This window comes from Komagataeibacter kakiaceti JCM 25156 (assembly GCF_000613305.1).
This window is the reverse complement of record NZ_BAIO01000005.1, coordinates 1-12,863: the sequence shown is the minus strand read 5'-3', so window position 1 is coordinate 12,863 and position 12,863 is coordinate 1. Positions and strand designations below refer to the sequence as shown.

11 protein-coding genes and 3 pseudogenes are annotated in these 12,863 nt (G+C 56.9%); 12 read left to right on the top strand and 2 right to left on the bottom strand.

Translation table 11 applies throughout. From position 1 onward, the window contains the following. Positions 1-48: 48 nt before the first annotated feature. Positions 49-1,493, bottom strand: a pseudogene (locus JCM25156_RS20545) (helix-turn-helix domain-containing protein). A 367-nt stretch (positions 1,494-1,860) separates the two neighbouring features. Between JCM25156_RS20545 and JCM25156_RS31910 the strand changes: the two are divergent. The 11 genes and pseudogenes from JCM25156_RS31910 (at position 1,861) to JCM25156_RS01275 (ending at position 11,252) form a co-directional block, all read left to right on the top strand. After that, positions 1,861-2,184 (top strand): AMP-binding protein, encoded by a 324-nt coding sequence (locus JCM25156_RS31910; protein ID WP_277909310.1) that lies wholly within the window; start codon positions 1,861-1,863, stop codon positions 2,182-2,184. Then, positions 2,184-2,783, top strand: coding sequence for an AMP-binding protein (locus JCM25156_RS20540; RefSeq protein WP_277909309.1), 600 nt, complete (start codon positions 2,184-2,186; stop codon positions 2,781-2,783). Before JCM25156_RS31910 ends, JCM25156_RS20540 begins: the two co-directional genes overlap by 1 nt. A 295-nt stretch (positions 2,784-3,078) precedes the next feature. Continuing rightward, positions 3,079-4,074, top strand: a complete 996-nt coding sequence (locus JCM25156_RS01305; RefSeq protein WP_242402381.1) for a Gfo/Idh/MocA family protein — start codon at positions 3,079-3,081, stop codon at positions 4,072-4,074. Further along, positions 4,071-4,721, top strand: coding sequence for an MFS transporter (locus tag JCM25156_RS30425; protein WP_242402380.1), 651 nt, complete (start codon positions 4,071-4,073; stop codon positions 4,719-4,721). Before JCM25156_RS01305 ends, JCM25156_RS30425 begins: the two co-directional genes overlap by 4 nt. After that, the gene (locus JCM25156_RS30420; RefSeq protein ID WP_242402379.1) at positions 4,685-5,473 is read left to right on the top strand and encodes an MFS transporter; all 789 of its coding nucleotides are present in this window, start codon (positions 4,685-4,687) and stop codon (positions 5,471-5,473) included. Before JCM25156_RS30425 ends, JCM25156_RS30420 begins: the two co-directional genes overlap by 37 nt. A gap of 118 nt (positions 5,474-5,591) precedes the next feature. After that, positions 5,592-6,263: a 2-keto-4-pentenoate hydratase gene (locus tag JCM25156_RS20530; protein WP_306301726.1), complete on the top strand. Its 672-nt coding sequence runs from the start codon at positions 5,592-5,594 to the stop codon at positions 6,261-6,263. A 17-nt stretch (positions 6,264-6,280) separates the two neighbouring features. Next, a pseudogene (locus JCM25156_RS20525) lies at positions 6,281-7,208 on the top strand (2-hydroxyacid dehydrogenase). A gap of 340 nt (positions 7,209-7,548) precedes the next feature. Next, positions 7,549-7,872: a hypothetical protein gene (locus tag JCM25156_RS30415; protein ID WP_242402378.1), complete on the top strand. Its 324-nt coding sequence runs from the start codon at positions 7,549-7,551 to the stop codon at positions 7,870-7,872. Then, positions 7,791-8,882, top strand: coding sequence for a carbohydrate porin (locus JCM25156_RS20520; RefSeq protein WP_407637082.1), 1,092 nt, complete (start codon positions 7,791-7,793; stop codon positions 8,880-8,882). The genes JCM25156_RS30415 and JCM25156_RS20520 overlap by 82 nt, the downstream gene beginning before the upstream one ends. Positions 8,883-9,309: 427 nt before the next feature. Next, a complete protein-coding gene (locus tag JCM25156_RS26935) occupies positions 9,310-10,113 on the top strand; it encodes a tetratricopeptide repeat protein (protein WP_025811725.1) in 804 nt (267 codons plus the stop codon). Beyond that, complete coding sequence (locus JCM25156_RS01275) at positions 10,095-11,252, top strand: sulfotransferase (RefSeq protein ID WP_148299268.1); 1,158 nt, start codon at positions 10,095-10,097, stop codon at positions 11,250-11,252. Before JCM25156_RS26935 ends, JCM25156_RS01275 begins: the two co-directional genes overlap by 19 nt. Before the next feature lie 97 nt (positions 11,253-11,349). On the opposite strand, the gene JCM25156_RS01270 is transcribed toward JCM25156_RS01275, so the two are convergent. Then, on the bottom strand, positions 11,350-12,225 hold the full coding sequence (locus JCM25156_RS01270; protein ID WP_025811722.1) for a sulfurtransferase: 876 nt from the start codon (positions 12,223-12,225) through the stop codon (positions 11,350-11,352). A 447-nt stretch (positions 12,226-12,672) separates the two neighbouring features. Here JCM25156_RS01270 and JCM25156_RS27400 point away from each other — a divergent pair. Next, positions 12,673-12,863 (top strand): annotated as a pseudogene (locus JCM25156_RS27400) (DUF3500 domain-containing protein); the annotation flags it as partial.

Here is a 12,863-nt window from a genome sequence, read left to right as displayed (position 1 = left end):
AAATACTGCTGGCTTGAGGGATGCCTGATAAGAAAGGGAGGGGCGTCCCTATAATGCCGTCCGATACGGCGCGATGCCACGCCCTTCATTATCGACATCGACACGGTGACCAACCATCGGCAACGCCCGATGATGACAGTTTTCACGCATGCAGGCGCGACAGCCCGGCCCGATGGGAATGATCATCCGGGGGTCATTCAGGTCGAGACCCGCGGAATAGACAAGCTGTTCCGCATCAGCAATCGAACAGCCCAGGACCACGGCGGTCAGGCGGGGGCGGTCAAGGTAGGATATGCTGCTCCGCCCGACTGTCCGGGCTATGTTGAGGTAAACGGCCCCATCCGTCGTCTGTGACAGCTGCACCTGCACCTGCTGTGGCGTACTGAAGGCACGGAAAATATTCCATAACGGGCATGGCCCGCCAAAACGGGACTGGGTGAAACGGTTCGCACTGAAGCTTTTGAGTATATTGCCCGCTATATCCGTTTTGAGGAAATAGAAAGGGATGCCTTCGCTTCCGGGGCGCTGCATGGTGCTTAACCTGTGGCATGCCTGCTCGAAACTGACCCCGAAATGGCGTTGCAACAGTTCCAGATCATGACGCACTTCGCGCGCCGTTACACGAAAACGCTCATAGGGCAGGAGCAGCGCACCGGCGAAATAATTGGTCAGGTAGACGCGTGCAAGCCCCCGGGCCTCGCTTTCCCGCAGGCGGGAGCGGCGGATCGCGCGCGCGAATATACCTGATGTTCAATCTGTCCCAGTGCCTGCGCCATCCAGAACGTGCTGCTTTCCGATGGTATGATCCGGGACAGGAAGAGGGTGCGGTGCCGCCGGTCCATCCGCCACATCAGCCCCCTCTCGCTCAGGCCGAGATCAATCTCGGTGCGGATGCCGTGGTGATCAAGAAGATAGCGGGCAAGCTGTTCGCCCGGGCTGCCTTCATCCAGCCGTATCGTGTCGAACTGCCGTTCGGCCGAGCGGTCGATCTCATCAAAATAATTGCGCTGCGCCTGCACCCAGTCATTGACGGCTTCGTAAGGTTCCACCCGGTCCGGCGTATCAAGTGGCAGGGAGCGTGATGACGTATCCGTCCCGAGCAATGACGCCGCGCTATGTTCCTGCCGCAGGAGATAGGCGCGATACAGCCTGACGAACTGTGCGCACAGTTCGGGCGCCACGCGCATGGCCGCCTGGATGCTGTCCAGCCTTACGGCCTCCATGTCAAATACGGGATCGGCCAGTATTTCGCGCAATGCCTGTATGCCGCGCGTTTCCTCGGTATCGCTGAAGTAATCCACCCCGACGGAAAAAATATCGCACAGGTCGTTGAGCAGGGAGAGGGGGAGCGGCCTGACATCATGTTCGATCTGGTTCAGATAACTTGCGGATATGCCCAGTTGCAGGGCCAGGGCGCTTTGCGTCATGCCGATACGGGTCCGTTGATGACGGATACGTGACCCGGTGAAGGTTTTGGTGGCGGGATGTCTCATCTTCGCAATCTTTGCAATTCGCGGCGCGGCATTCGCCTCTTTAAACGGCAAAACATCTTCCGCATGCAATCGGTATTTGTCACAGTCCGGATCAACAAAAATAAAAAGAGTCGCATAGATGAAAGACCATGGCGGGGCAGGCCCCAATACAAACCGGTGCCGTTTCACGAAACCGGCAATGCGGATAATGGCTTCCGGCGCGTGCCGCCGGGATGGCCGGGATATGAATATCCCGTGGCTATTCCATACCGCGCGGGTGCCTGTCCCCCTGCCTTTCGTGGTGTAAGGCGAAACCAGTCTCTCCTTTTAATTTAGCGTTGCGCCGGACGTGATGAATGTCACGCGCGCAACGATAGGGAACCGGACCATGACCAGCAGCATTCATGATGACGTTGGCCTTCTGTCAGCATTGCGTGAGCGGGAGGGTTTGCGCGAACTGACGGGTTATACCGCAATATACCGCATCCAGCCGGAGCGTGGGCGGCGTGTGCAGAACATCTCCGCTGTATGCGTGGATCGCCATCTGGGTGATGACGCGGACAAGGCCGTGGTGTTCCGGCATGGCACAGGCGCGGCGCCGGATGAACAGGTGTCCTGTCGGGATCTGCATGAACGGGTCTGCCGTCTTGCAAACGCCCTGAGGGATCAGGGCGTGGAACGTGGTGACAGGGTTGCGATCCATCTGCCCTGATGGTGGAAAGTATCGTTGCGGTTCTTGCCTGTACCCGCATTGGTGCGGTGTATGTCGTGCTGGCCGGGAGGCTGGACGCGCGGGAACTGGCGGCGCGGTTGGTGGATTGCGGGGCGGTTGCCGTGCTGACGGGCGACGGAACCCGGCATGACGTCGGTCATGTACCGCCCAAGGTCACGTTGGATAAGGCGCTGGACATGGCCGGCCCCCGCAGTCGGGTCAGGCTGGTGCTGGTGGTTACGACCAGCGGGGCGGAGGTGCCGATGAAAGCCGGTCGTGACCATCGCTACGATGCCGTAGTGGACTGGTACGAACCTGACTGCCCGCCCGAGGCGATGTATGAGGATGACCCGCTGTTTGTACTTTATCCCATGGATCGCCAAGGCGAAGCCGGGGCCGTAACCTGCACGGTGGGAAAATACAGGCGGCTGACATCCTGCGCGACGGAGATGCTGTACCCGCAGGCTGTTATTGATGTATCCGCTGGGCTCATCACGCAGGCGTGGAACGGAGGCCGGACTTCCCAGCTTCTTGGCCTGCTGGCAAGGGGCGGAACCCTTGCGATTGCTGAAGATGGACCTGCGAACGGGCTGGCCTGACACAATCATCACGGTCGTGGGAGCCGGCTGATCGCGGTCGCGGGCCACGACCGTGGAGTATAGGTATGTAATGTACCTTCACGATATTGTTCCCGCTACAGGAAAACCTGCCAAACAGGGCGGCGTTAGGTGTCTGTGGTCGTATGACCGGGATTTCCAGCAATAAACAATAAATAAAAATTCATCGTCCGGTTGCCGCTTTTTTAAAATTTATATCAGGGACATGCTCGCCGCCGGGGCGTGTCAGTTAGGGAGGAGGGCCGAAAGTGCCCCTGACTATTCAATGAACCGTCATATGGGTTGGGCTCTGATTGGTGCAAGTAATGTAGCCAGGCAGTGGATTATTGACGCCATTCGCGCGCAGGACGATAGCAGTATCGTCACCGTTCTCAGTTCAAGCGAGGAGCGCGGGGCGAAGTTCGCGGCTGAAACCGGCATTCCTGCTCATACGACGGATATCGACACCATTCTGGCCGATGACAGGGTGAACGCCGTCTATATCAGCACGGCCAATGAGTTCCATTGTGACCAGACGCTGGCGGCGGCAAAGGCGCGAAAAAACGTCCTGTGTGAAAAGCCGCTCGCCCTGACCATTCCCGATGCCCGGAAAATGATCGCGGCCTGCCGCGCGGCGGGCGTGGTGCTGGGCATCAACCACCACCTGCGCTGCAATGCCATGCATCAGAAACTGCGCCAGCTTCTGGCGGAGGGGACGATCGGTAATCTGAACGCCGTGCGGGTATTCCACGCCAATTTCCTGCCCCAAATCCTGCAGGGCTGGCGCATCAATGATGCCAAAGGTGGCGGCCTGATACTGGACAGCACGATTCATGACATTGATACGCTGCGTTTCCTGATGGGCGACGACCCGACGCATGTCATGGCCATGACCCAGAGCGGCCGGCTGGCCCATGACGGCGTGGAAGACGGCATCATGGTCATCATGCGTTTTCCCGGTGATGTCCTGGTTCAGATCCATGGCTCCTATACCGTTCCGTTTTCGGAAGGGGGCGTGGAATTCTACGGGAGTGAAGGCGTTCTCATCGGTCGGGACTGCATGAGCCAGCGGGCCGTGGGCCGACTGTTCGTGCGCAATGCCGATGGGGAAAAGGAAATCCCGGTTCACCACCACAATCTCTATCACTACGCACTTGCCGCCTTCAGCAATGCGGTGCGTGGCGCGGGACAGCCCGCGGCCACCGGGGAAGATGGTCTTGCCGCCCTGACCATAGCTCTGGCCATTCGTGAAGCGGCGCGTACCGGCCGTCAGATCAAAGTGGAAATTCCATGACACAGACAGTCTTCGGGGTCATCGGTGCAGATGGCCGCACAATGGGTGGCACGGGTACTGCGCGCCTTGCCCTGAGCGTGAGCGAACTGCGGCGCGCGGCATGGACCTGCTCGCTGGGCAGTGCGCTGGAATATTATGATTTCGCGCTCTACAGTCTGGCCTCGGCGCTGGTTTTCGGGCCGCTTTTCTTTCCGTCGGCTTCCGAGGTGACCAGCCTCATCGCCAGTTTCGCAACCTATTTTGTCGGGTTTGCCGTGCGCCCCGTTGGCGGGATCATTTTTGGCACGCTGGGCGACCGCATTGGTCGCAAGCGTGTCCTGCTGATTACGGTGACCCTGATGGGACTGGCCAGCACGGGCATCGGGCTGATTCCCACATACCAGACAATAGGGATATGGGCGCCTGTCCTGCTGGTCGCGGCGCGGATGCTGCAGGGGCTTGGCGCGGGGGCGGAACAGGCCGGGGCCGCCGTGATGATGACGGAATACGCCCCCCTGGGCCAGCGCGGGTTTTATGCCTCGCTGCCGTTTCTCGGTATCCAGATCGGCACCATTATCGCGGCTATGGTCTATTGCAGCCTGCTGTTCGGGGTAACGGACATTACGCATTCATGGGTCTGGCGCGTGCCGTTTCTGGTCAGCGCGTGATCCTGATCGTTGCGCTCTATATGCGCCTGAAGCTCAGGGAATCCCCCACCTTCGAGAATATCCAGCGTGAGGAGCAGGAAGAGGAGCGTGAATCTCTGCGCACGGTCATCAGCCATTCATGGCGTACGATCCTGGCCGGGATTGGCGTGAGAATGGCTGAAAACGGCGGGTCATCCATCTATCAGGTGCTGGCGATCAGCTATATCGTCAATACGATGGGCCTGCCGGGGCTGTGGGGCACGGTCGCCCTGATCACGGCCGCCATGGTGGGCGGGTTTACCGTGCCGATCGCCGGGCGGCTGAGTGACCGGTTCGGGCGGATAAAGGTCTATCGCACCTTTGCCATCCTGCAGGGCGTGACCGCGGTGCCGGTGTGGTATGTCTTCAGCATGGGGCGTCCGTTGCCTGCCATTTTCGCACTGTCCGTGGCGCTGGGCGTGACGACGTGGGGCATGTTCGGAACGCAGGCTGCGATGCTGCCGGAAATGTTCGGCGCGCGGCATCGTTACATGGCCGTTTCACTGGCGCGTGAAATATCCGCCGTTATTGCCGGTGGCGTGACACCCCTGATTGGCTCGTGCATCATAAGATGGGTCGCGATCCAGCATCCCGGCATGGCCCATCCGGGCCAGATGGCCTGGCTCCCCATTTCGGCCTATGTTGCGCTTCTTGCCGTTACAACCGTTGGAACGACCCTTTTCATTCCGGAATGTCGTAACCGCGATCTTCTCGACCCGCACGATATTCTCTAGTTTTTTACTTTTTCATGGAAAATACGGATATGCCAGTTAACACCTTGACTGATATTGCAGATCTGCTGCTCTCGGTCAGAAATGGAACCACCGCGCCGCCAGACCATGTACCGACAGCCTGATTCCTCCATCCATAGACGCAGCCTATGCCATACAGGATGAGGTCGGGCATCATCTGGGGCCGATAGGCGGGTGGAAGGTCGGATCGGAAACCCCGCAGTCAGAGCCTTTCTGCGCCCCGATCCATACCGCCACCATTTTTGACGATGGCGCGACCGTACCGCATGATCTGTGCCGTTACCTCGGCGTGGAAGCGGAAATCGCCTATCGCTTCGCCCGTGACCTGCCGCCGCGCGCCCATGAATGGACGCGCGATGAGGTGCTTGATGCGGTCGGGACGATCCATCCGGTGATCGAGATTCTGGATACGCGCTATGCAAAACCGGGGTCACAGCACAAATTCCTCCATACAGCCGACCAGCAGAGCCATGGCGCGCTGATTGTGGGGCCAGGTGTGGCGGATTGGCGCAAATTCACGCCGGTGCATGAACCGGTCATTCTTTCCATCAATAACCAGACCGTGGCCGAGCATACGGGCGGCAATTCCGCCGGTGATCCGCTGCGCCTGCTGGTATGGCTGGCCAATCATGCGTCACGACGCAAAATTGGCATCGCGGCGGGGAGCATCGTGACCACCGGTTCCACCACCGGAACCGTTTTTGTGGACCACGGGGCCGATGTGACAGCCACTTTCCCCGCCATTGGCGCCGTACACGCCCATCTTGCCTGAAGAGGAAACAGAAGATCATGAAACCGGAAATCCTGCTGATCGAACCGATGATGCCCGAAATCGAGAAACAGCTTGATGCCGCCTATACCGTTCATCGCTTTACTTCGGTTGAGCAGTTGAAGGACTGTGCGGGCAGAATACGTGGCATTGCGACGGGGGGCGCCACCGGTGTGCCTGAAGCCGTGATGAAAAGCCTGCCCGCGCTTGAAATCATTGCCATCAACGGCATTGGCACGGACGCCGTTGACCTGAAGGAAGCTAGGCGGCGCAACATACATGTAACCACCACGCCGGGTGTCCTGACCGATGATGTCGCGGATATGGCGATCGGGCTTATCCTGTCGCTGCTGCGTGGCCTACCCGCGGGTGATCGGTATGTGCGTGAAGGCGCATGGGGCCATGCCCCGGCACCAGCGCTCGGGCGCAAGGTTACGGGCAAGAGGCTGGGTATTGTCGGCATGGGGCATGTCGGGCGTGCGATCGCGTCGCGTGGCCGGGCCTTTGCCATGCCCGTAGCCTATACCGATCTGCGGAATCTGGAGCTGGAGGGCTATGCCTTTGTTCCCGATTTGAAAACATTGGCGCAAAACAGTGAAATTCTGGTCATCGCGGCATCAGGGGGCGCGGGCTCACGTCATCTGGTCAACCGGGAAATACTGGATGCGCTGGGACCGGACGGTTTTTTGATTAATGTGGCCCGTGGTTCGGTCGTGGACGAACAGGCTCTTGTGCAGGCGCTTGACGAAGGGACGCTGGGCGGCGCGGGGCTGGATGTTTTCGAGCATGAACGATGTGCCCCAGGCGCTGCGTGACTCTTCCCGCACGGTGCTGCAGCCCCATCGGGCAAGCGCAACCGTGGAGACGCGCCTGGCGATGGGAAATCTGGTAGTCCGTAATCTTGCCGCCCATTTTGCCACACAGCCATTGCTTACTGCTGTTATCTGAGCGGATATACTGCCTGCAGGATACGCCCCCTGTCGGGCGTATCCACCCCGGTCTGGCAGGTTGGATGACACGGGCCGCCCCCGGCATTTCAGCCTGTCATGAGCCGTATAAATAATTCTTCCGCAGTTGAAGATTTATTTATAATAAAAAAATAAATAACATAGATGTAAATCGGATCAGATGGATGCGTGCATTCTTCGCGATGATTACGGCATTCTATCGCAAAAAACAGGTTTTCAGGGCTGCGGTCTGGATCATGGCCGCAGCGGGCATGGTACCGTACGGCCCGGCCATAGCGCAGACCTTTCAGGATAACTCAAATAGCGACGCTAGACTGCGCGTGGCCACGCCCCTTATGGCGCACCCGACAAACGCGCCTGTCGTTCCGGCATTTTCCCGGCCGGAAGCGATGTTTCGGGATCCATTGGGCATGACATCGTGGCTGCGTTCGCGTGGTGTCGCGCTGACCATGGACAACACCAATGAATATACGGCCGCCATTTCCAGACCGACTTCCGGCCATCCGAATTACAAGCAGGGGTCAAGTAATGCGGGGCAGGTCAATACCGCCCTTCATATCAACTGGGAAAAGATCATTGGCCTGAAAGCTTCGCCACCCATACGCTCTTTACCAGCCGGTATGGCACGACCGCCAACCGCATGATGGGGGACTGGTTGGCCCATTCATCGGAGATATATGGGGGCGGAGGTAATGTTGTCGTGCATCTGGTCACGGCGTATGGAGAGGAAAACCTGCTTGGTGGCCGTGTGAGCATTGCCGGGGGGCGGTTGACTGAAATGAGCGAGTTCAGCGCCAGTTCGCTGTTCTGCAACTTCCAGAACAACAGTTTCTGCGGGCGGCCCAAGGCTGCGATCGACAACCAGTACATCACGTCCTATCCGGCGGGGGAGTGGGGATTTCGTGTTCGTGGGCGTCCATCGCGCTATACTTACATTCAGGCTGGCGTATATTTTGCCGAACGCGGTATTTACGCGAACAGCCAGCACCGGACCGGATTTCATTTCAATTCATCCAATATCGTGGGGCAGATCGCACCAGTCGAATTCGGCTGGGAACCCATGCTTGGCCGCGAACATAAACTGCCCGGGCATTACAAGATCGGCGCGCAACTGATTTCCGCCCCCAATCCGGATAATTACTATGATGTAAATGGCCAGGCATCCGCCCTATCGGGGCAGACGGCCCGTAACCGCCCACAGACATGGGGGACTTGGTTTGAAATTGACCAGAAAATCCTCCGCCATCCCTATTCCAATGCCGAGGGCGGCCTGACCATGATGACCGGCGTGCTCTATAATGATCCCCACACATCACTGCGTAATTACGAGACTTATGCCGCATTTGTTGACCGTGGTTTCATCAGGAGCAGGCCCTATGATTCCTTTGGCGTGGTCATGACCTATGTCCAGATTTCTCCCGGTGTTTCAAATACCGATGCCATTGATCTGAGTCTGGTTCCGGCACGGGCGGAGCCAAACCATGCAACGGGCATTCAGGGCCATGAAACCATATTTGAAACGAACTATCAGGTTCATGTCATGCGTGGGGTGGTCGTTGCGCCGGATTTCCAGATCTATTTTCATCCCAATGCACAGAAAAACCTGAAAAATGTGGAATTTATCGGCTTCAAGTCACAGATTCAGATTCTGTAACCGGTTGTTCTGTTTCGTGTATGGGGCGGGCAGAAGCCGCTTTTTCCAAAAATACGGTATTACCTGAATATTTTTGAAAAAACCTTCACTATAAATTTCTTTATATTTATTCTATTGTTAAAAATACGGTTGCTTTCCTGAAAACTGTGGCAGGCATGGATCATGGAAAATCTTTCGAGGCCGCAGAAGATGTAGCCCCACCGCCATGAGGATCATCATTGGAGGTAGGCAACCGCTACGATCACGTTACAATATTAAACAATAATTGACGGTAATTTGGTTTTCTGAACAAAAGCATGACATATGATCAGACACATCATATACTTTGCCGAAATATCAATGCGCAACCCGTTCCTGCAAGGCCGGAACAATGTTTGGAAGCCAGATTTCATTAATGCACCATGTTTTATTGAAATGTTGATGTGAAATGCCAGAAAATAATCTGTCCAGCAGTCTCGATTATACGGATATCGGTACGAATAACGACCAGATCCATAATCTCGTAAAGCATTACGAACTGGTCCTGAGCCGTAACCCCGACGATCCCGGCGCCATACATTTTCTGGGCACAATTTATGCCCGGCAGGGAAAGTTTGATAAAGCCATTCCCCTCCTGCGGCGTATTCTGTTGCATACACCTGAAAATGCGGAAGTTTTCAATATTCTCGGGGTGGCGTTCCAAAAGACCGGCCGGATGGGGGAGGCCATTGTCGCCTTTCGGCAGGCGACGGTCCTGTGTCCCCATTATCGTATCGCGCAGGTCAATCTGGGGAATGCACTGGCAAAATCTGGTGATCAGGCAGGTGCGATCAAGCAATATCGGGTCGTTCTGGAGATAGATGGCCTTGAAAACAAGGTCAGGCAATATTGCGAAATGCTGGCGGCGAATGAGCGCGATATTGTAACTCTCAATAATCTTGGCAAAACTTTACAGGCGCTGGGCAGGCACGAGGAAGCCGCCAGCCAGTTCCGCAAGGGGCTGGCATATGCGCCAGACCATCTGGAAACCGCCATAAATCTTGGTCATGTCCTGAGCGAACTTGAGCGGGATGATGACGCAATAGCCTGTTATCGTGCCATTTTGAAACCTCATCCTGATAGCTATGCGGTCAATATGAGCCTGGGGAAGATCCTCCATAAAAGCAGGCGGCATGAGGAGGCGCTGGATCATTTCCGGCGGGCCTGCGCCCTGCAACCGGAGGAGGCATCAGCTTGCGCGGCTCTTGCCTGATTTTACAGGAAATGGGCGAAATAGATGAGGCGATCAGATGTTTTCGCCGGGCCATCGCCCTGGCGCCGGAGCGCACAAGGTATTACCAGTGCCTGACCCGCCTTACAAAACTCGAAGCCGATGATCCTGTTTTTATTACCCTGCGGGAGCTTGTAAAAAACGAAACCGTCTCGCTGTCGGATCATGAGATGGCGGATATTCACTTTTCCCTGGGGAAGGCATTGTCGGATATTTCCGAGCATCGTCTGTCATTCGAACATATATTGAAAGGCAACGCGATCCGCCGACGTCATATTGCCTATGATGAAAACAGAATATTTTCAGGCATGCGGAAGACGCGTGAACTGTTTTCAGCCGAAGAAGTCAGGAAACAGATGCCTGGCGGAAGTCCATCTTCCCGCCCCATCTTTATTGTCGGCATGCCCCGGTCTGGCTCCACATTGGTAGAGCAGATATTGAGCAGCCACCCTGATGTCTATGCCGCCGGGGAAGTCAATACGTTACGCGATACGTTCAGGGACGCGGCTGCAAGATTTCCCGCATGGAAAACGGTCGCACCGCTGGCATATCTGACGGAAGACCAGCGGCGTTCGGTGGCCGAGGATTATCTTGACCGGCTGGACAGGCTGGTTGTCGGGTGGGATGGGGCCGGAGGGCCGCAGCGTATTTCCAACAAGACATTGGGGAATTATCTTTATATCGGCCTCATCCGCCAGTTATGGCCGAATGCCCATATCATCCATACGTTTCGTGATCCGATAGATACCTGTCTGTCATGCTTCTCCATCTCGTTCAACGATCTGGACTTTACTTTCGACCTGGGTGAACTGGGCCGACGTTATCGTCATTATCAGGAACTGATGGATCACTGGCGTCATGTCTTGCCGGAAGGGGCAATGCTGGACGTACGCTATGAAGATACGGTTGATGATCTTGAAGCCACCGCCCGGCGAATTATTTCATATTGCGGCCTTCAATGGGATGACGCCTGCCTGAGCTTTTATAAATCCAGGCGTCCGGTCAGAACATCGAGCGTGGCGCAGGTCAGAAGTCCCATTTATCGGAGTTCCGTTGGGCGCTGGCGTCCTGATGGCGAAACACTACGCCCGCTTCTTGAGGGACTGGGCTTCAGCGGATAAGGGGAAAGGTGCCGCCTTTTTTCAAAAAGGCGGCGTTCCCTGAAGCTTTTTGAAAAAAGATTCACCAAAAACTTCTGTATGATTTTCTGCCTGCGTCTCAGTTCTTTAGCAAAGGCGCCGCGGCTTTGGGGATGCCATCTTCAATGGGCAGTTCCGGTTTGCGGGACCACTCGTTCCATGATCCCATGTATATACGCAGTTTGTGGAAGCCGGCATCCGACAGGGCAACGTAAGTATTGGCCGCCCGTGCGCCCTTGAAGCAGTAGATGATAATGTCATCATCCGGTGACAGCCCACGGGACGCCGCCAGGGCCAGTATCTCATCCTTTGAACGGAAGGCGGCCTGCCCCTCGGTGACTTTCATGAAATCGTACCACTCGATCCACACGGCGCCCGGAATGCGGCCCTTGCGCGGGGCGAAATCCACACCGTAGGGAGAGGAACTTTCAGCCAGCCATTCAACCCGGTCCCGATTGTCGAGCAGCCTGACGTTCCGGTCATCCAGTGCTTCAAGCACGTCTTCATATGTGGCCATCAGGCCGGAGCGAATACTGACCGGAAAGGCTGTCCGGACTGGAGTGGTCGTCTCCGTGGTCAGAAGGCCGCCCGCCTGCTTCCATGCTCTCAGTCCGCCATCAAGAATTCCAACCTTCGGATACCCCAGATAACGCAGTATCCAGTAGCCGCGGCATGACCCGCCGTAGCGCGTGTGCAGCGCGTCCTCATAGATGATGGCTGTCTTTTGACCGTCAAGGCCGTAGTCGGAAAACAGATCGGCAAACTTGTCCTGAAGCGCTTTCAGGCCCTCTGGTGTCGTTTCCGCCAGATAGGTGAAGATATCGGGCATGTTGACGGCGCCGGGCAGGTGTCCGGCTTCGAAATCCTTCCGGTCGCGCACGTCAACCAGCACGACCTCGCCCGTGGAAATAAGTTCCTGCACCTGTTGTGGTGCATAAAGGACGGCTTCCTGCATTCTGTCTCTCCACGACTGTTTGGTATTTTCATCCTATCAGTCACTTCGGGCGCTCTGTAGGCACGGTCATGCGGTGCCGTTATGATACCAGCAGGTAACTGGCCGATCTGTCCGCGTCATGGCGCGGGGCGTAAGACTCTGTTTGAAGCGACGGACCGACAAGAAAAGAGGAAAAGCTTCACCAGAACATTCCTCATGATTGGCGGAATGTCTTGAAGGCAGGTCTTGCAGGCACTCTCCAGAACCCTTGATCGGGTGGTGCTGGCGGGGCACGATCCGGGTGCCGAAATTGGGGGCATGGATACCCCGCAATGCCGGAGAGGAAGCAGAAACCTGATGCATAAGAATTTTTTTGTCGCTGGCGCACTGCTTCTGCTGGCGGCGCCTGTGGCCGGGAAAAATGCGCCGGTGTGGGCGGCCCCGGTTCCGGCATCTGCGGGAGAGAGTATGTCAGCCAGTCAGACAAAGGCGGTTGTCGAGGCCGCGCAGGCTTTTCTTGCAACATTCGATGCACGGGCGCGCGCGGCCGTACAGTTCCCGTTTGTGGCGGAAAAGCACGGCACGCTGGCGCGATTTCGCCGCAGCACGCCAGATGGCCCTTCCGTGCCGGTAACGGACGCGCAGGCCGCCGCACCGGC

Coding starts and splice junctions, on each gene's coding strand:
- JCM25156_RS01305 (WP_242402381.1), top strand. CDS start 3,079: ATGGGTTGGGCTCTGATTGGTGCAAGTAATGTAGCCAGGCAGTGGATT.
- JCM25156_RS26935 (WP_025811725.1), top strand. CDS start 9,310: ATGCCAGAAAATAATCTGTCCAGCAGTCTCGATTATACGGATATCGGT.
- JCM25156_RS30425 (WP_242402380.1), top strand. CDS start 4,071: ATGACACAGACAGTCTTCGGGGTCATCGGTGCAGATGGCCGCACAATG.
- JCM25156_RS30420 (WP_242402379.1), top strand. CDS start 4,685: ATGGGTCTGGCGCGTGCCGTTTCTGGTCAGCGCGTGATCCTGATCGTT.
- JCM25156_RS20540 (WP_277909309.1), top strand. CDS start 2,184: ATGGTGGAAAGTATCGTTGCGGTTCTTGCCTGTACCCGCATTGGTGCG.
- JCM25156_RS31910 (WP_277909310.1), top strand. CDS start 1,861: ATGACCAGCAGCATTCATGATGACGTTGGCCTTCTGTCAGCATTGCGT.
- JCM25156_RS01270 (WP_025811722.1), bottom strand. CDS start 12,225: ATGCAGGAAGCCGTCCTTTATGCACCACAACAGGTGCAGGAACTTATT.